The organism is Rhizobium leguminosarum (assembly GCF_010668065.1).
In the GTDB taxonomy this organism is placed as follows: domain Bacteria; phylum Pseudomonadota; class Alphaproteobacteria; order Rhizobiales; family Rhizobiaceae; genus Rhizobium; species Rhizobium leguminosarum_S.
Window position 1 is genome coordinate 535791 of the sequence record NZ_WUEN01000001.1, and the last position, 19696, is coordinate 555486.

Sequence of the window (19696 nt, forward strand, 5' to 3'; positions counted from 1 at the left end):
GGCTGAACATTTCCCAGAAAATATATATGACGATAACGACACAGGCGAAGAGGCCACTGAGTCTGAAAAGACCAAGGGACAAACTAGGACCGGCCTCATCATCCTGCATTTTGTGCTTTTCTAGCTTTGGGACTAATGTCCGCGGCTGGGGCGCAAACGTGACGTCGAGAGGCGAGTAGCCCCCGAAATACGTGCTATCTTTGCGCGCTTGAGGGAAGGTCCGGTCGTCGCTCTCCAACCCCCTGCCGGACGAGCGATAGAGCAGCTATACCCGCCTCATCGGCCGCACGCAGAAGCGCTTCCCGGAATTGTTCCGGGGCAATTTTGCCGCTCAACGCGTCGACGCAGGCTTTCACGGCAGCCACATATTCCTCGCCGTCATCACAAGGCCAATCGTTGATCAGGAGACGCGCCGCGTCGCCCAGCGTCCATACGATCTTGCGAGATGCCGGGCCTCGCAAAGCAAACCCAACCGGCGTGAATGCTGATGATGTGTTCCAGCACATTGTCCTCGACCCCTCAAGGCACGGATACTGCAGTCCCCAGTTCAATATACGCGCGTATTTTGAAATTTGGAATTGAAATTTGTTGAATGATGCGGCTTGAGCGCGAGCTGCCGAATGAAGCAGAAACGGCGTGCACACTTCCCTATTCGGTCCCATTTTTCGCCGCGCTCACCGCAATTCGGCGGTAACGCGGAAGATGCCGCCGGCCGACGCGTCGGAGCAGACGACGAAGGTGGAGCCTTCCTGCGCCATGAAGGCGACATTGCCGCCGGCTTCGCAGGGGGTGGCGCTCCATTGCAGGATGATATCGCCGTTGTCGGGCAGCTTTTCCGGCGTGATCTTCGCCGCGCTCGCCATCCATTCCGTCGCCGACGGCAGGTGGACGGGCGCGTTCAACTGCTTCGACAGCCAGGCGGTATAGTTCTGCGCCACGGCAAGCGGCACGTCGTCGGCCGGCTGCTCAGAATTGTCGGCGTAGGCCTGGGCTGCGGCTGGATCGGAATTGGCGGTGTAATATTCCGCCATCTCCGCACGGGTGACCGCCTTCGTCTGCATGCAGAAAGACTTGTCGATCTTCACGGCGCCATTGGCAACGCCGAGCATGCCGCCGAGCTCCTGCATCGACGAGGTCATCAGCCGGACATTCTCCAGCGAATAACTCCCCGCCGGTACGGTCTCGAAGGCAAGGGTCTGTGAAACCGGGCAGAAGCCGCGCGCCGACAGCGCCTCGAGATCGGCAAGGATCGGCTGATAGGCAACGATCGCCAGCTTATAGGCCTCCGCGGTGTAGCGGCCGTCAGCCTCGCCGATCTTCGGGGCGAGTGCCGCAAGCGTCGGATCGGCAGCACCGGCGCGGGTCGCGATCGAGGCGTTGAGATCGGTGACTTTCTGCTTCAGCGCCGTCGCCTCGTCCTTTGCCGCCATGACATCGGCGATGACGGTGTCGAACAGTTTGGCGGCGTCACCATAGCTTGTGGTTGCGGCCGGCATCTGCCATTGCTCGGCCTTGGCCTTGGCCTCGGTCATCAGCCCACTCGCCTTTTTAACGTCGGGGCTGTCGCCGGCGCCGATGCGATTGACCGTTTCGCGTTTTGCCGCTGCGTCCTCTTCCGCCGCCGTCAGCGCGGTGAGCGCCTTGGCGAGATCGTCAAACGTCGTTTTCGATGCGTCGTAAGCGTCGACCGCAGCATGCATCTGCTTTGCCGTGGCGGCATCGACAGCAGTCTTCATCTTGGCGTCGGCCTCGGCAAAACCCGGCGCCTTGTCGCCGCCTGCCGCCGAAGCGGCAGCCTTCGCCTTCTCCGCATTCTCCTTCGAGATGCCGATCAGCGCATTGCCGAGATTGATGGCTGCCGTCTGGAAGCCCGGAAGCGCCTTTTCGTAATCTTCGTCCTTGAGCAGCGCATCGGCCGATGTCAGCGCCGAGGCGCCGGTGTCATAGGAGAGCTTTGCCTGGTCGCTGGCCGGGCGCTCCGGCGCCTTGGCTGCGATTGCCTTCTGCTTGCGGCTTTCGGCCTCCTTCTTCCAGACGCCGACATCGGCGACGAGTTTCGGATCCGGCCGGAGCAGCTTCGGGATGGTGACGGCACCGACGCCGATGCAGATCAAGAGCAGTGCTGCGATCATGGAGATTTTGACAGGCGTCCACTTTTTCGGTTTCGGGGTGTCCTGCTGCTGCGGCATGCCGCCGCGCGGATCCCACGACATCGGCTGGATGCCTGTCGTGACGCGCGCGAATTCGCCCAGCGCATCGGCGCCCGTGCGCGGTCGTGCGCTCGGGTCGCGGCTCAGCATCCTTTCCACAAGGCTTGCAAGACCTTCGGGAAAGCCGGGGATCAGCACGTCGAGGCGGGGAAAGATGTTGGAAGGGTCGAGATGGATGTTCTTCCAGCTCTGCTCGCGCTGGTGCTCGTCTTCCCAGACCATGACACTGTCGAAGACGCTGGCATAGGTCTGCCGCGGCAGGAAAAGCTTGTAGGCGATCATGCCCATGGCGTAGATGTCGAGCGCGGCGGAGGCGGAAAAAGTGCCGCTGGCATAGATCTCCGGCGCGCCGAATTCCGGCACATAGGGCGGGATGATGTGCTCGCCGATCTTCGAAATCAGGTGCAGGTTGCCGATCCGGACCGACAGGCCGGAATAGTCCTCGGAGACGTAGATGCACTGGTCCGTCAGGGCATTGTGGGCGTAACCCGCGCCGTGCAGCGTCGCCAGCCCCTCGAGGATGTGGCGGCCGATCTCGACGGCGCGCTCGTAAGCCACCATTTCCGTTTCATCGAGATACTGGTGCAGCGTTTTCGACGGCCGCTTCTCGACGATATAGAAATTGTCGTCTTCCGGGGACGGCGGAATGAGGTCCTCGATTTCGACGAAGCGCCTGGCCGTCAGCGATTTGGCCTCGTTGATGGAGGTCCAGACCCGCTCGAACCGAGCCTTGTCCAGTTTCAGCGCCATATCGGGCGCGACGATGAAGACCGAATGGTCCATCCGCTTGTCCTGGGCAGGATAGACGATGAACTCGTTCTCATAGACCGGCTCGCCGATCGTGTAGCGGGCGATCAGATCACTTCTCATGCACTTGTCCCCCTGCATTCATTGCATTCATGAAACCGAATTCTATTCGCCCACCAGAAGCGGATCGCCGATAAGGCCTGCGGCCAGCAGCAGGCCGGTCTTGGTATCGCGAAGCGCGAAGGCAAAACGGGCATCGGCCACGACTCGAACAAGCTTTGGATCGATGCTGCGTTCCGTGATAACAGCCGTGGCCGCTGCCGCCTCCGTGCCGTTTTCGTCAACCTTGATCATCGTCTTCTGAAGGATGCGCGCCAGACTGATGTTTTCCTTGGTGAAACCCGGGAAACCCGCATCCTTGGCCTTTTCGGGCGCCACTCCCATCGCATTGAGTATCGGCATCAAATCACGCCCGTCGTTCAGGGAAAAGCGGGGGAGGAAGATTTCGCCCTTGGCGGCTTCGAATTTTTCCCCTTGCAGCCAGGAAGTGAGCACCTTCAGGTCCGCACCGCCCACACCCTTGCCGGAACGCGCGACCACCACGACCATGCTGTAGCTCTCGCCGGCATAGGCAAGGTCGACGGCGGTGAATTTCTCGTCGGAGCGGAACCTCTGCCCATCGCCGGCAAGATGCATCATCGGCACCGAAATCGTCGATCCATCCGGCCGCTGAAAAGGGCTTGCCGGGCTTTCCTTATCGAAGGAGGTCTTCCAGCGCGCCTTGAAGGAAAGCGCGCCGAGGCTGACGAAGCCGCCGCCGGGCGGTGCGTCCAGGATGACAGGAATGGCGCCCCGTGTCGCTTGTTTGACCCAGCCGTTGATGTGCTCGACCGATTTCGGTCCATCGAGATCCTCGATCGAAGGCTTGATCCGGTGGCCGGCGAGCATGGAGAGCGCATCGGGGACAAGCACCAGCTTGTCGTCGAAGACGATCGCGACCGCCGTCGTCAACGGCGCGTCCGCCGCTGCCGGCTTTTCCTGATACATCGAGTCGAGCACCTTCTCCGGTCCCTTCACCTCGCCGCCGAAGCCGAGGCCCTTGGCGATCGAGGCTTTGCCTTGGTCGGAGGCGCCGAGGCTTGCAAGACCGAGTGCTGCGGCAAGGCTTGCCGGCGACACCATGATATTGGCAGCACCCTCCTTTGCCAGCGTGCGGTCGATGAGTTCGGCCGCAAGCCCGGCTTGCGCTGCAAGCATCGCCTTGCTGTCGCCGGCATGAGCCGGGGCAAGCGCCATCAGGGAAGCGGCAAGACCCGCCAGCAGAGTGGATTTCGGCATGGTTCGCTCCTGTTCAGCGGATGCGATAGAATTTGGAATCGAACGACCATTTGCCTTGGGCGCCGGTCTCGTCGTCGCCGACGATCCTGAGGCTTCGGGCGAGATCATAGACATAGTTGAAGGCGGCGCGCTGGCCGACGAGCGGCGTCGGCACATCGGGCAGGTCGAGCACTTCGATCGGCTTGTCGCTGAGGATGGCAACGACCATGCCGACGCCGGCCGGTCCCTCCACCACATATTCGAAGCCGGTATAGGGATTGCGCGCATCGGGCACCACGACCGGCCGGGCCGGATCGAGCCGGTTGTCGCCGCTTTTGGCTGATGGTTTCAGGCCCATGGAACGCTTGTTCGGGTAAAGCTGCGTCAGCTTGCCGGAGGCGTCGATATCGACCAGGATCAGGTAACCGGACTTCTTGGTGGAGACACGCATCGCCACCTTGTCGCCGATGCTGACTGCGGTGCCGGGCAGCACGTCGACGGCGACGCCAGCCTCATTGTCGCTCTTCAGCGTGTTCTCGACGGCGGCGAGCGGCGTCTTCGCCTCCTCGCCGGTAATGACATCCCGGCCGAGCGCATCCGGCTGGCCATAAAATTGCGGCACCGGGGTGAAGCGGCAGTCTCCCGCATGTGTCCGGCAATATTCGTCCGATTTGCGCCGGACATAATCGAGCAAAGCGGCATTGCTGACATTCGGCTTGTCGGCTGCGCGCGCCACGCCATCCTGGACGCCTTCGATGAAGTGGCGGGTGAAGACGCCGAGCGCCGGCTTGGCCTCGCGGTCGACGAGGGCCCACTGCCCCGCGTTGACGGCCGACCAGACCATGGCGTTTTCGCCGCCGAAGGAGAATTTCGCTTCCTTGCCCGATTTGTTCGGCGGTTCGAGCGCTGCCAGCGCCGGGCCGAGGCAGCGCACGGTGCCGGAGGGTGCGGCCACCGCGCTGCGGCTGCCGGGGCCGACATGGCAGGCATCGATCAGCAGCGTGACGCGGCGGTCCTTGAGGCTGTTGAGCCTTGCGGCGATCTCGGTTTCGCGGATCTGGTTGGTGACGGTCACCTTGCCGCCCTCGCGCACCAGCTTGGCATCGACTGCCACCAGCGTCGGGCTGGTCGTTGCCTCCGCCCCCATTTCTTCCGAGCCCTGGCCGCTGAAATAGAGGAAGACGCGGCTTCCGGGTGTCGACTGGCGCACCAGCCAGTCGTCGATTTCGGCCAGGATCGCCTCGCGGGTCGCCTTGCGGTTGGTTAGCGTGTGGATCTGTTCCGGGCGGTAGGCAAGCGTCTTGGCGAGGAAGAGCTGCATCGCTTTCACATCGGTGGCGGAGCCGGTCAGCTTCGCCTCGCGCATCTCGTAATCGTCGATGCCGATCAATAGCGCGCGGTCGCCGGGCGAGCTTTCGATCACCGGTGTCTGGACGACGGGCGGCTGAACGGCGGGTTCGTCGGCGGCGGGCTGGTTAGCCGGCGTGTCGGCAGCAGGCGTTTCGGTCGTGCCTGACGGCGCCGTATCGCCGGCGGGCGGGGTGGTGATGGCGAGATTGGCCTCTTCCTGTCCGGACTTCCGCTGCTTCGTCCCGCCACCGGTCGTGGTGGACGCGACCTGATCGCCGGCGGCGGGGCCTTCGACGTTTGGGACGTCGCCGTCGGTCTTTGCGGCGATCCAGTCGCGGAAGGCGGCAACACGGGTATAGACGCCGTAATGTTCGGCTTCGGCGCAGCCGGCGCCCCAGCTGACAATGCCGAGCTGGATCCAGCGCTTGTCGGGACGCTGGGCAACCAGCGGCCCGCCGCTGTCGCCCTGGCAGGCATCCTTGCCGCCTTCGGCATAACCGGCGCAGACATTGCGCTCGTCGATCGGGTTCATGCGCATCGAGCTGTCGCGGTAGGCGGCGCGGCAGTCCTCGCGCGGGACGATCGGCAATTCCACTTCCTGCAGCTCGGTCGGCAGGTATTTGTCGTCCCAGCCGTGATCGGCTTTGGTGTAGCCCCAGCCGGTGACGACGGCCGGGTGGCCGGCGGCCTCCACCTCGTCATCGGAGGCCGAGGCAAGGATCGCCGGCTTCGATTTAGCGGGCTCGCTCAGCCTGATGAGGGCGATGTCGTTGGCGAAGACCTTGCGGTCGAAATCTTCGTGAATGATCACCTCGTCCACGGCAAGGCCCGGCTTGTCGGGGCCGTCGACCGCAATCACCTTGTCGATCTTCGACTTGCCCTCGACGATCAGCAGGTCGCGGGCGAAGAGATCCTGCTTGCCGGAGCGGCCGCTGGTGACGCAGTGGGCGGCCGTCAATATCCAGCGCGGCGAAATCAGCGAGCCGCCGCAATGGCCGCCGAAGCGGCCGCGCTGTTCGGGGTCGGGCGCCAGGATCTTCACCTGCCAGGGCCATTCGCCCTTCTTGGCCGCCTGGCCGCCAATGACCCGCCCGCCATCCTCGCCGGCGAAATCGGTATCCTGCTGCGCCAGCACGGGAGTGGCCAGAAGCAGCATGACGGACGCAATATTGAGGACCTTGCTGATCGACGTACTCATAGCTTGGCTCCGGCGGAGGTATAGAGGACCGTAAATCCGACGCGCGCGCCCTCGGGCAGGAATTCGCCGAGGCGTTTGGCGATATTGCCGGCGGCGCGGCGTCTGTCGTTCTGTTTCAGGAATTCGATAAGGTCGGGCATCGGGGTTTCGGAGGTGACGGCGACGAGCAGGTCCGTGCCGAAAGGCGCGACGACGGAAAGGTCGAGATCGAAGGTCTGAGACATCTCGGCATCGACCTCCTTTTCGCCCGGATAGAGGAACTGGACGGTTCCATCGCCGGTGACGTCGAAGAGCACGAGCCTGCGGGCTGATAGATCCGAAACCGTGACGCCGACGCGCTCACCTTCGCGATGGACGGTGTCGGAAGGCGTCACCCGCACGGTTTGCGGGTTGGTCTCGGAGAGCCGCTTCAGCGCATCGAGCGCTGCCATCCGGTCGACGACGAAAGGCATGTCGCCGGCACCGACGCCGGAGGCGACGACATCGCCGCCGGCAATCGCCTCGTGTTTTTCGGGATCGAAGACGAGTTCGGCATCAGCCCCCTCCGTCAGCTTGAACGGCGTGACGGCGGGATCGATCCCCTGCAGCACCGGATCGGAGCCGAGGGCGGAAACGCTGATCGGCGCGGGCTCGGCGGGCAGCGGAGTGTTTGATTTCTCCGCCGCCGTCTTGCTCCCCGCCCCTTCGTAATGATAGACGACCGCGCGATCGAGATCGGTTCCGGGCGGGCTTTCGGTAAAGATGTTCTGCCGCTGGTTGGTGAACTGGTAGACCGCCTGGCGCACATATTCGAAGAGTTCACGGCGGCTGACGGCGCCGTCGCCGTTGCGGTCCGCGGCCCCTTCGAAGGCGCGGGCGGTTGCATAACTCAGCGCACCGCGTTTCTGCGGAATTCCGGGAATTGATATCTCGGGCGACTTGGTATTGTCGTCGACGGCGGCGAGAAAGGTCAGCCGCTTGAAATCGAAACCGGTGGAAAGCGCATCCGCCGTGGTCGAAATCGGCGCGAGGTCGTCCTCCTCGATCGTATAGGAAGGCGCCTGACGCCAGGTGATCTCGGCGCCGCGCGGATCGACGTCGCGGGTCATGCCGCCCGCATGGCAGGTATCGGCGATGAAGACGACATCGGCGCCCTTGGCCTCGAGCTTGCGGATCAGCGTCTTGAATTCGTCGCCGAAGATACGCTCGCGCGATCCCGGCAGCCGGGTGTCGAAGCCTGCAAGGATATAGACCTCGTCGCGGCCGCTCGGTTTGGAACCCTTGACGCGTTCCGGCTCGCTCGACCCATGACCGGCGATGCCGAGCACGACGAGGTCGCCAGGCCCTGCCCTCTCAGTCACGGCCTCGATCGCATGGAAAATGCCCTCGCGGTCGGCAGTCCCATTCTTCAAGAGCGTCATGTCCTCGACGCCGACCGAGCGCAGTGAAAGCGAAAGGTCGTCGGCATCGGCGACGGCGCCGTGCAGCGGCGGAACATTGCGGTAGAGGTCGATGCCGATCAGCACGGCCCTGACCGCACCACGCTCGGGCGCCTCGATCACCTTTGCCAGGCTGTCGGTGGCCGCCACGGTCAGGAGGGCAAGTGCTGCGGCCATGGAAACGAATGTGGACATGGCCAGTTTCCCCCTCGCCCGGCCTATTCTCGGCGCCATTCGACGCGGCGGTTCAGCGCATCGACATCGTCTTCGGTGAGGTTTGCGGTCGCGGTGACGTCGACCGGTTCGGATGCTCCGCGGCCTTCGGCGTCGATTGTCGCGTCGAGTCCGTGGCTCTTCAGGAAGTCGGCGACGGCCTGGGCACGGCGTTCGGACAGCTTCTGATTATAGTCGTCACCGCCGCGCCGGTCGGTATGGCCGACGAGGATGATGCGACCGGGCTTCTGCTCCTTCAGCGCCTCCAGCAACTCCTGGGCGGCCTCGGTGCCGATCGAGGTGAAGCTCGACTTGTTGAAGTCGAAAGTGATCGGAACCGGAATGGAGACCGGCACGATGCCGCGCACATTCTCGGAATAGATGCCGCCGAGCACGCCGCTGCGGTGGTCCTTCTCGGCCGGCACGAAGCTGCCTTCAGGATTGTCGCTCGTCGGGTTGGCGGCAAGGATCCGTGCCTGGGCGGCGCGCTGGATGAGATCGGAAATCGTCTCGGCGGGCGGTGCCTTCGGCGTGCGCGTCTCGTTCTTGATGATCTCGATCGCCTGCTGGTAATCGGCAGCGGCATCGGCGAAGCGGCGTGCGGAGAAATAGATCTCGCCGAGCGTGGCGGAGGCCTGCCAGAGCACCTGCGGGCTGTCGGCGGCGACAAGCAGCGGCTCGTAATCGGCGACCGGCTGGTTGGCGGCCATCATCTCCTGGGCTGCGGAAAGCCTGAGGGCCGCGACGCGGCGCTGGGCATTCACCTGGAACTGGCCGCAATCGGCGCTGACGGCGATTGCATCGGCCTCAGCCGCGGCAGCACCGATATCCTTGGCGGCGACGGCGGTGTTCAGCTTGTCGAGAAGGGCGGTGCAAACAGGCGTATCGGCGTTCGCTACCTCGATCTCCTCGCCAGCCTGGGCGGGTTCGGCCGAACGGCCGAGGTTTAGCTGCGGCATCTTGATGCTGAAACCGCCGGGAAGCTTGAACTGTGGCATCTTGATCTGCGGCATCGGCAGTTTCGGCATCTTCGTCTGCGAAGACTGGCTCGGCTGCTTATACTGCGTGGGCTGCTTATATTGGGTCGGCCGGGTGGATGAGGTGGTGTCGGCCGGACCGATCAGCTCCAGTTCGTCGGCGGCAAGCTCCTGGCCGGGCGCCAGGTTGGTGACGATCTTGTATTTCTTCGGCGGCTGCTGGGTTGCCTGCTCGACGGGCTTCGGCGCCACCTTTTTCGGGGCAGCCGGCTTGGGTTTATCCACCACTGTTTCCGGCTTCTTGGCGACTTCCTGTTTCGTTACAGGCTTCGGCTTCGGAGCGGCCGCAGGTTTCGGCGCAACGGGCGGCTTTGCGGCCTGCTCGACCGGTTTCGCTGCAGGGGCGGCTGCGACGGGCGGGAGGGCAGCCGGACTATCGACCGTCGTCAGCATCAGCGTCTTGCTGCTGATCTTGGTGCCGAGGCTGCGGGCTTCTTCAAGGCTGCGGGAAACGGCATCCATGCCGCCGTCGATCGAGCGGAACATGCCGCCGCCGCTGCCGCCGAGATCGGCGAAGATGGTCAGCGGCTTGGAGGAATAGAAGACTTTGATCTGCTCCTGGCCGACGGGGCCTGAAACCTGCAGCTTGGCGCCGCTTGCCGGATCCGGCACCTGCACGCGCTTGCCGGCGCCGACAAGGGCATCGGTCTGGTACTTGTTCGGGAAAAGCTTCACGACTGCCCCATTCGGCGAGACGTTCAGCACCGTGACATAGGCGTTCTCGGTCGACTGGATGAAGAGGCCGACAACTTCGCCGATGGCGTATTTGGCTTCAGCGCGATCGAAGGTGATGGTGACAGGCCCGGTCTGCGCCGGCGCTTCGGTCAACGTGCGTTCGTTCTGCGCCTCGACGGCGGGAACCACCGAAAAGAACGAAAGAAAGGTGGCTGCAGCCAGGATGGCTTTGCGGTTCGGCATTGAAAAACCTCCTCTTCGAACATCTCATACTGTGTTGAAGATGAGAATAGCACTGACTGGCGAAATTGGGATGGTTTCGCCTGTCTTGCTTGAGGGAGGGTTACAAATTATTTGGAGCCGGGAAGAATCCGCCAAGCCAAAGACGTGAGCAAGACTCACGCTCGGCAATATCCGGCGCCTTTTATAGTCCCGTTCGACTGCGAGGAGGCGGTTAGTTCTTGGGTTTCTGCCCGGCTGATTTCAAAATCGAGATCAGGTCGCTCATTCCCTCGGGCGAGGAATTGTAGAGCCAGAGAATATCGGGATTGTCGACCGTGAATTCCTTGCCGGGGCCTGAGCCCATGTCGCGGCCGGGTGAGGTCGCATCGGGCAGCTTCGCCTCGCCGGGCGCCAGCCCCTTGGCGCGTTCGTGTTCGGCGATGATCGCAGTCGCCGCAGCAAAGGCCTTCTCGTCATGCTGGCGCAGCGCTGCCAGCGAGGGGTTTCGCGCCGCGAGCGCGTCCTCAGTCGGGCCGGAATAGGCAAGCCGCGGGGTCTGCAGCGCCAGCAGCAGGCCGATCGACAAGGTTATGAGCCAGGATTTCGTCATCGTCGTCACATCCGTCTTATTGGCGCCACTGCGTGACAAAAGCACGTCGCATTAAACTTGATTCATGCGACGTGCTTTCGCTCTTTGTTTTTATGCATGTCGTTGCCCCGGAACTGCTGCACCCTTCCGGGCGACATGCATAAGCGTCCCGAGAATAGGGAGAGGCCGGAAGGAAGGCAACGGCGCTCGGTGCCAATCGATTGGGAGGGTTGAAATCGGCTGGCAGCGGCGCTTTCGCTCTTTGTTTTATGCACGTCGTTGACCCCCGCTGCACACTTCCGGGCGACATGCATCAGAGGATCTTCAATTGCTGCAGGCTAAGGCGCAGATCGCGCAGCATCTCGCCGAAGATCTCCTCGATCATTCCGGTCGACCAGACGACCATGGTGCCGTAGGGCGAGCGCTTGCGCTGCATGAAGCCCGCCGTCTCGAAATCGATCAACGTCTTGCGGCATGTCTCGCTCGACATTACCGCGACAAGGAAACGGGCGAGATTGGACTGGTCGATCGCGCCTGATTTATCAGCCCAGTTCTGGATCAGCCGCGGCTTGGTGTCGGCGGTGAACATCGAGGCGAGCGCACGATCCTGCGAGAGCCCCAGACGCTGCAGCTTGGCCGAATCGCGGGTGAGCGAAACGACGTAATCATTGTGCAGATCGGCAAAGCGTTCGATATCCTCGGCGGTGTTGATGCCGAAGACCTTCATCGAATAGAGGAACTCAGCCATCAGATAGGTCGGCTCCGAGCGCAACTGCGCCAGATGCTTGTCGTCCTTGCTGGCCGAGGCGGCGCAGACGCGGTCTGAGAAACCTATTCTCGCCGCGCGAACCTGCTCCAGCAAGCTTATGTCGAGCGCCAGTTCGTCACCGTTCCATTCCAGCATAAGCATTTCCTGCCGACAAATCTTCGAGACGATGATCTTGTACTATCGCCGGCGCAGATCTCCAAATCGTTTGGAAAGCAACGGCTTGCTGAGAAGTCATATCTAGCCTACCATTTTAAAGACTTGACGGTCACAGAGTATGACGCCGGGGGTCGAGGCAATGCGTAGTTTTGGGTCGCATATTTTGTTTGCCGCGGCGCTCGCGGTCGCCTCGCCGGTTTTCGCCAAAGATACGACGATCATCGAGCTTCGCGGCGGCGACGGCGCGCGTTCGGTCGGCATCATTTCTTCCAACGAGGAAGCGGAGGCATCCGGGCCGGCGGCGATCACCGTTGGCGACGACGGCACCATCTACATCCTCGACCAGAACAACGGCCGCGTGCTCGCCGTCGACGCCGAACGCTCGCAGGCCGAGCCTGAGATCCTGCCGCTGCCGGAAAATGCCACGCCGGAGGACCTCGCCGTCGTTCACAACGAACTCTACCTTTGGTCCGACGGCGTCGTGCCGCTCGAGCGCTCAACCGATGCCGACGGCCGATCGCAGACGCTGCGGGCCGTCGACGGTGGCGGCGATGCCGACGACTACACCCGCTCGGTCTTCGCCTCGATGGGCTCGGTCTCGCCGGGTTCGCTGAACAGCATCATCGACGAGATCGGCCGCAGCACCAGCCGGCCCGAGGCCCGCCCGCCGGTCATTCAATACGTGCCGAGCCGCGGGCTCGGCGATATCGTCGCCGAGGTCTCGGCTGCCGCAAACGACAAGGCGGAGATCTTGCTGCGGCGCAGCAGCTCGGAGGAGAATTTCCTTTCGCTGCAGCTCGCTTCGGAAGGGCGGATCGGCACCGTCGAACTTCTCGACATCGACACCACAGGCAGACCCTATGCGCTGGTCGAGCTCGTGCCCGCCGACCGGCCCGAGCGCACCGGCATGCTGGTGGTGCGCTTCACGCCGAACGGGGCGATGGACCGGGTCTACGACCTGCCGATCGAACCGGGCACGGTATTCTCCAGACGGTTCGTGGCGATCGGCCCGCGCGGCGACGTGCTCTATCTTCGCTCGCAGGAAAGCCGGGCGCAGGTGCTGCGGCTCGACGGCAGGGAGCCCGGTCGCAAGCTTGCCGTTATCAGGCCCACCAAGCAGCCGACTGCCGGCAAGCCCGGCAAGACGCCGAAAGTGGCGATCGTGCCGAAATCGCGCAGCGACGTCATCGAGCGGGCAATCGGCTTCGAGACGCTGAACTGGATGGTGACATCAACCGCCTATGGCAAGGATCCCGGACCGGGCTGCGTCAACATGAACCGGCTCCGCCGTCCGATCTACCTGATCGGCAAGCGCGGTCAGACGGTCAAGGGTGTTCCCTACTGCTGGGGCTGCAAGACGCCGCTCGAGAATTTCATCGGCGGCGTGGAAAAGGGCCAGACCGCCGGCAACGTCTGCACCAAGAGCGCGCCGCAATCCAGCATCCTCGGCGTCGACTGCTCCGGTTTCGTCAGCGACGCCTGGGGCCTGAAGATGCACGTTTCGACGCGCGCCATCCCCGGGATCACCAAGCGCCTCTCCGACCCCTGGTCGATGCGGCCGGGCGACGCGTTGAACAAGCCGGGCTCGCATGTGCTGTTGTTCATGCGCTTCACGGCCGACAAGAAGGTGGAGGTGATGGAGGCCTCGCCGAATGCCTGCAAGGGCCGTGTCTGCCGCAATACCTATTCGCTCGGCAGCCTGTTGATGCGCGGCTACCAGCCGGTGCGCTTCAAGGGGCTCGACGGCTGAACGGTCGCAACCTCACGCCGCCGGTCTTGATGTCAGCCGCCGCTTCGCCATCGCCAGAAGCCCATGCGCCGCGACGCGCTCGGCATAGTCCCGATAGGCGGGATCCCGGCTCAGCATGCGTTCCTCCGCTCGCGCGCGCAGCAGGTAGATAAGACTGACGATTGCCAGCATGCCGGCTCGGGCAAGTCCTTCCGCAAGGCCGCTGGCGAGAAAGCCTGGGATCGCGACCAGCCACCAGGCGATGTTCTTCGAGACATAGGCCGGATGCTTGATGAAGCGATAGGGGCCGGATGTGATGATGCCGCGATGCGTGAGGTTTGAGAATCGCGGCCCGAAAGCGACGGTCGCCCAGACATAGATGACGGTGCAGAACAGCGTCGCGACGCTCCAGAGGATGAAGACGGCCGACCCTTCCCGGATCACGGTCTCCCAGCCCGGCCCCTCGCCATAGGGCACGAAGGCATGCGAGATCGCAGGGAAGAACGGCTCATAACAGATGAGGCAGACGAGCCAGCCGAGTGCCGTCGTCTCCGTTGCCCTGACATGCCATCCGAAAAGCTTGAAAGTCGCGACATAGCCGCCGGCGGCAAGCACGATGTCGACAAGAAAGGCAAGCTGCAACAGGCCTCCGAACCAGGCCGCCGAGAGCGGCGGAAACGCCCAGGCCGGCTTCTCGGCAAGATCGGAAAGAGCCGCCATGCCGCCCGAGAACATCAGGACGAGAAAGAAGCACTTGATTGCGAGCAGGCGCAATGCAAACAGCACGTCTTCCTCGCGAAAGTCCTGCATCAACACCGCGCGCCCGACCTGATTGAGATAATCGTCGGGCTCCTCCGCGACCAGATCGGTGACCGCGACGTAGAAAATGGTGGCGCCGGCAAGTGCGATGGAAATGGGAATAGTGGTGTGCCCTGCCTCGATGATCCATCGGACCGCCGACGACTGCGTAAAAAACGGAAAGACCGAACAGGCGATGACGACCACGCCAAGCAGCGCGGCGAGGCCCACAAGCTTCGTTCCGATGCGACGCCAGAAGATGGCGGGAGCCTCGTCTCGTCCCTTTCGCGATGCCCAGGTCGAACGAGCAACGCATGTGCCGTCGACGGCGATCCACGTCAGGAGAAGGCAGAACACGGCAAGCGCCATTGCCTTGCCGGGCTCAAGCTGCAGATAGGTCGAGAGCGCGATGCCGATAAGAACTCCGGCAAGGGTCGCAGCCTGGCTGACGAGAGGGCTCCCGGTTACGGTATCCCTGTCCTGCGGTATCGGCACGCGCTCGGCCTTTTCGATCACATTGACGGCTGGACGGAGCCCCGAGAGCGTATCCGTGCCGCCCGAGTCGCAAGCGCCATCGCGGCTTCAGCCGTAAGCAGAGACGCGTCCTCCGGCAGCGAGATCATCGCAATATCGAGCTTGTCATAATCGACCATGTAGTAACCCGATGCGGTTTCGATGACTGCCTCAGGCCTGATCGCCAATAGATCCTGCGCCATCGTGCCGACGAACAGCGGGCCGCCCCAGATGTAGCGGAAGGCATAGACCGGTATGCCCTCAGCCGAGGTGCCGAGCCGACGAATATCGATCTTCAGACGACGATCGGACCAGCCTCCGCTGGAACTCGATGAACTGCTCGAACCAGAAGAACCGCTAGAGCCAGAGCCGCCGCCCATGCCGCCGCCGGAATTCCCACTGGAACTGTTCTCCGAGCGGGAGAAAGCCGGTTGACTGCTCGTTGCGGCCACTTTTCTAACGGTGGGCGTGGTTCTCCTGGTAGGCGTGGCGCTCCTGGCCACGGGCTCTTCGCTGGCAAACAGCGTCCTGGCGCCTGGGTCGAAGATGCAACTTTGTAGTATTGCGCCTGAGCCTGCGATGAATGTCGAGCACAATAGGACACGGATGATGAGCTTGCTGTTCATGTAGGGCGCCCCCGGACCGCCGTTTCAGAAGAGATCGTACCTCGGATTTCGCTTTACCCATGTCGCTTTGGCGAGCTTGACGAGCCTGTCATCGAGCGACTTGGTCTTCGGAATTGCCTTTTTTTCCTGAGCGGTCAGCTCGGCGGCAAAGGCGGCCTCCGCTTTTTTCTTCGCAGCGCCAGGCATCCTCTTGAGTTCCGCCAGCGCCTGGTTCTTCGGATCGCCGCTGCCCGGCATGTTGATGGCAGTCGCCAGCGCGAAATAACGAGACGCGATGGCAAGGCTGTCAGCGTCCGCACCCTCTTCCTTCGCCAGAATGGCGCGGTCGAGTGCACCCCAATAGTCGCCGCGTTCCGCGCCCATCTCCAGCCACTTCACCGCTTCCGCCTTGTCCGCGGCAACGCCGACGCCGTCGCGGTACATGCGCCCGAGGTTTGTCGGGGCATAGGGCTGACCGCCCTCTGCCGCCCGCGTGAAAAGGTCGAGCGCTTTCGGGAGGTCCTCCGGAGCGCCTTTTCCAAAACGGTAGACGAGTGCAAGATTGTTCAGCGAATAGATGTCGTTGCGCTGGACGCCGGCCTCATAGAAGCGGATAGCGCGCTCGGGATCGGCCGGAACGTTGACGCCGTTCAGGAAGATATAGCCGAGTTCGTTCATCGCATAAGTATGGCCGAGATCGGCGGCCTGCAGCATCAGGCGCAACCCCAACTGCTGATCGGCCTTAGTGCCGCGGCCGTAGTAGAGGGCCTTGCCGTAGCTATGCAGGGCGAAGGGATCGCCCTTGGCCGCACCACCCTTGGCGATCTGGCTTGCCTTGGCTGCGTCGCGCGGGACGGAGGCGCCGAATTCGTAAAGGCTCGACAGTTCATAGATGGCCCGGACATGCCCGGCATCCATCGCCTTGTTGATCGTCGCAAACGCCGTCTTGGCGTCGCGGTTGGCAAGCTGGGCACGGCCGAGCTGATACACGAAGCGCGACACCTCGGGATAGGCCTTTATCGCCTCCGTGCAGGCCGGCAGTGCTTCATCGGGGTCGATCTCGTTCGGCAGCTTGCCTGCTGTCACGCCCTGCAGGTCGAGCGGGGCTGCGGCTGATGTATCGCAGGCGTCGAGCGTCGGCTTGAAGGTGACGGTCGCCGGCGGCAAGTCGTCGTTGGCGGCCTGCAGCGTCAGGGCGAAAGGCTGGCTTTCGGTGCCGATCTGCGGCTCGTAGGAAAGCGCCGGGATATCGGCAGCTTCAAGCACATGGCCGAGGCCGATCACCCGGTCTCCGGCGCGCAGCGTGCCCTTGTCGGGCAGGGCCGCGACCTTGAAGGTCATCTCCGCGGCCGATGCCGGCACGACCGGCAGGCTGGCTTCTACAGGGCCGACGCCGATCGTCGTGTCGACGTCGCGTGGCAGTGTCTTCAGATAGGCGTCGGCATCGGTCAACCGCACCTGCTTTTCCTGTTCGAGCTGGGCGAGCTTGGCGCCGGCATCCGCCGAGACGGTGATCGCGACGACACCTTGCGTTGCCTGGCCATAAGGGTCGCTCACGGTATAGCCGATCAGGCCGACGGTTCCGGCGGCAACACCTGATGAATCATAAGTCAGCGCCGTCAGCGCCGCGGCTGGCATCTTTGCGCCCTGCTCGACCGGCTTGCCGTCGAAGCTGAGCTTGCCGGTCTTGGGAAGCTGGTTGAGGGTGACGAGCAGCGCCGAGCCGGTCTCGTCATGCGGTGGGGCGATCGGCAATCTGGTCGTGGCCGCACCCTCCGGCACGCTCACTTGCTGCATCGATTCGACGCTCGGCGGCGGCGGCGCCGGAATGAAATAGAAGCTGTCCATCAGCGAGGAATTTTCCCAGGGAACCTGCTTGCCGCCGGTCATGGCGATCACGTCGCGGCGCACATCGGTCAGAACCTGGCGGATTTCCTTGTTGGGTTCGCTCGCCCGCTTGATGAAGGATTCGGAATAGGGGCTGAGCGCGCCGGTGCCATCGAGCGCCACCTGGCCGGGTTCGGTCGAAAAGGCGATCAGGCTGCCGAGATCGCTATCGATGCGTGCAAGTCCGCGTGTGGCGCCGACCGGTTCCAGTTTTTCCGCCATCCAGAATTTCTGGGCATTGAAGGGATTGTTGCGGCAGGCGTCGAGGAAGATCAACTGCACCCGCGAATTCTGCTTGAGATGGTTCAGGATGAGGTCGAGCGGCATAGTCTGCGTCTCGACGTCATAGGGCGTCTCCAGCGTCGCATCGACCGGCACGATGAAATTCTGGCCGCCCACCTGGATACCGTGGCCCGAATAGTAGATGAGGCCGGCCTCGGCATTGCTGGTCGAACGCAGGAAGCGGCGCACCGTATCTTCGAGCCCGATGCGGTCGACATTGACGCCGATCGTCACATCGAAACCGGCCGCGCGCAACGTGGTCGCGACCTCTTCGACATCATTGGCAGGATTGGGAAGCGAGGGCAGCGTCTTGTAGACCGAGTTGCCGATGACGAGGGCGACGCGGCGCCCGCTCTCCTCGGTGATGGCGGCATGCGCGTTACCGATCGATAGCAGTATTGCTGCAACGGTCAGCAGATAAGCGCACAGTCTCTTGACGCAGTGAAACTTGGGCATGGCTCGATCGCAAACATTCTATTGTCTATGTTCAATAAAATTTGCTGGCCCGCTGGTGCTGGCCCCCTCCGCATTCACAATTCAAAACTATTCCTTGGCGCTCTAAAAAGCAAGCTTCGCCGCCTCCAAGTGAATTGGAGCAGTCCTGTCAGATTGGAAGCCCATCGGCAGCAGGAAAGACTGTCGAAATCAGGAATTCAACATGCGGCCGGCGAAGTTTCCTCAGCCTCGAAACGTATAGTTGCTGATCGAGGCCGGTTTCATCTCGATGGAGAAGCCCGGCAGGGTGGGCGGCATGTAGGCGGCGTTCTCGATCAGGCAGGGGTCGAGGAAGTGTTCGTGCAGATGATCGACATATTCGATGACGCGACCTTCCTTGGTGCCCGACACCGCGATGTAGTCGATCATCGACAGATGCTGCACATATTCGCAGAGGCCGACGCCGCCGGCATGCGGCCAGACCGGCAGGTCGAACTTGGCGGCAATCAGCAGCACGGAGAGGACCTCGTTCAGCCCGCCCATGCGGCAGGAATCGATTTGCACGATGTCGATCGCGCCCTCGGCGATAAACTGCTTGAACATGATGCGGTTCTGGCACATCTCGCCGGTCGCGACCTTCACCGGGCCGATCGCCTGGCGGATCTTGCGGTGGCCGGCGACATCGTCAGGGCTGGTCGGCTCCTCGATGAAGAAGGGCTTGGCGAAGGAGAGCGCCTTGACCCAGTCGATCGCCTGGCCGACGTCCCAGACCTGGTTGGCATCAATCATCAGGTAGCGGTCGGGGCCGATGACCTCGCGGGCGATCCTGAGGCGGCGGATATCGTCTTCCAGGTCACGGCCGACCTTCATCTTGATATGGTTGAAGCCGGCATCGATCGCCTCCTGGCAAAGGCGGCGCAGCTTTTCGTCGCCGTAGCCGAGCCAGCCGGCCGAGGTCGTGTAGCAGGCGTAACCCTGTTTTTCGAGGATGGCGATGCGCTCCGCCTTGCCCGCCTCGGCGCGCTTCAGGATCTCGACTGCCTCCTCGCGCGTCAGCACGTCGGTGAGATAACGGTAGTCGACGATATCGGCGATCTCTTCCGGCGACATCTCGGCGACGAGCCGCCAGACAGGCTTGCCGGCCTGTTTGGCGAGCAGGTCCCAGACGGCATTGACGACCGCGCCGGTCGCCAGGTGAATGGCGCCCTTTTCCGGGCCGATCCAGCGCAGCTGGCTATCGCTGGTCAGATGCCGCCAGAAGGCGCCGGGATGGGCGAGAACTTCTGTGAGGTCAGCGCCGACGACGAGGTGGCGCATCGCCTCGATCGCCATGCAGCAAATGTCATTGCCGCGGCCGATGGTAAAGGTCAGGCCGTGGCCGGCAAGATCTGGCGCATCCGTATCGAGAATGACGTAGGCCGCCGAATAGTCCGGATCGGGATTCATCGCATCGGATCCGTCCAGGCTTTGCGACGTGGGGAAGCGGAGATCGAAGACACGAAGGTCGGTGATGCGGGTCATGGTGTTTCTCCCGATTATATGGGCC

At 62.9% G+C, this 19696-nt stretch carries 13 protein-coding genes; 1 reads left to right on the forward strand and 12 read right to left on the reverse strand.

Features of this window, described 5'->3' with window-relative positions; all coding sequences use genetic code 11:
* Window positions 1-194: 194 nt before the first annotated feature.
* The 8 genes from GR198_RS02475 to GR198_RS02510 form a co-directional block, all read right to left on the reverse strand.
* Window positions 195-506 (reverse strand): DUF982 domain-containing protein, encoded by a 312-nt coding sequence (locus tag GR198_RS02475; protein ID WP_011655309.1) that lies wholly within the window; start codon window positions 504-506, stop codon window positions 195-197.
* 168 nt (window positions 507-674) lie between these two features.
* Window positions 675-3080, reverse strand: coding sequence for a protein kinase domain-containing protein (locus GR198_RS02480; RefSeq protein WP_164067287.1), 2406 nt, complete (start codon window positions 3078-3080; stop codon window positions 675-677).
* 42 nt (window positions 3081-3122) lie between these two features.
* Window positions 3123-4295 (reverse strand): serpin family protein, encoded by a 1173-nt coding sequence (locus GR198_RS02485; protein ID WP_029872063.1) that lies wholly within the window; start codon window positions 4293-4295, stop codon window positions 3123-3125.
* 13 nt (window positions 4296-4308) lie between these two features.
* Window positions 4309-6822: a trypsin-like serine protease gene (locus GR198_RS02490; protein ID WP_164067289.1), complete on the reverse strand. Its 2514-nt coding sequence runs from the start codon at window positions 6820-6822 to the stop codon at window positions 4309-4311.
* Window positions 6819-8435, reverse strand: a complete 1617-nt coding sequence (locus GR198_RS02495; RefSeq protein ID WP_164067292.1) for a caspase family protein — start codon at window positions 8433-8435, stop codon at window positions 6819-6821. Before GR198_RS02495 ends, GR198_RS02490 begins: the two co-directional genes overlap by 4 nt.
* A 23-nt stretch (window positions 8436-8458) precedes the next feature.
* On the reverse strand, window positions 8459-10408 hold the full coding sequence (locus GR198_RS02500) for a DUF4384 domain-containing protein (RefSeq protein ID WP_164067293.1): 1950 nt from the start codon (window positions 10406-10408) through the stop codon (window positions 8459-8461).
* Window positions 10409-10619: 211 nt separating this feature from the next.
* Window positions 10620-10997, reverse strand: a complete 378-nt coding sequence (locus GR198_RS02505) for a hypothetical protein (RefSeq protein ID WP_062944574.1) — start codon at window positions 10995-10997, stop codon at window positions 10620-10622.
* Window positions 10998-11289: 292 nt separating this feature from the next.
* The gene (locus GR198_RS02510; RefSeq protein ID WP_130790653.1) at window positions 11290-11880 is read right to left on the reverse strand and encodes a hypothetical protein; all 591 of its coding nucleotides are present in this window, start codon (window positions 11878-11880) and stop codon (window positions 11290-11292) included.
* A gap of 160 nt (window positions 11881-12040) precedes the next feature.
* Between GR198_RS02510 and GR198_RS02515 the strand changes: the two genes are divergently transcribed.
* Window positions 12041-13651, forward strand: a complete 1611-nt coding sequence (locus tag GR198_RS02515) for a hypothetical protein (RefSeq protein WP_164067296.1) — start codon at window positions 12041-12043, stop codon at window positions 13649-13651.
* Window positions 13652-13663: 12 nt separating this feature from the next.
* Here the strand turns inward: GR198_RS02515 and GR198_RS02520 are convergent, their stop codons facing one another.
* The 4 genes from GR198_RS02520 to GR198_RS02535 form a co-directional block, all read right to left on the reverse strand.
* Entirely contained in the window at window positions 13664-14923 is a 1260-nt protein-coding gene (locus GR198_RS02520) for a methyltransferase family protein (protein WP_164067299.1), read from the reverse strand.
* Between the two features lie 17 nt (window positions 14924-14940).
* A complete protein-coding gene (locus tag GR198_RS35255; protein ID WP_204336992.1) occupies window positions 14941-15567 on the reverse strand; it encodes a tail fiber domain-containing protein in 627 nt (208 codons plus the stop codon).
* A 24-nt stretch (window positions 15568-15591) separates the two neighbouring features.
* The gene (locus GR198_RS02530) at window positions 15592-18171 is read right to left on the reverse strand and encodes a caspase family protein (RefSeq protein ID WP_164067301.1); all 2580 of its coding nucleotides are present in this window, start codon (window positions 18169-18171) and stop codon (window positions 15592-15594) included.
* 222 nt (window positions 18172-18393) lie between these two features.
* Window positions 18394-19671 carry an L-fuconate dehydratase gene (locus GR198_RS02535; RefSeq protein WP_164067303.1) on the reverse strand — a complete coding sequence of 426 codons (1278 nt, stop codon included), beginning with the start codon at window positions 19669-19671 and terminating at the stop codon, window positions 18394-18396.
* Window positions 19672-19696 lie beyond the last annotated feature (25 nt).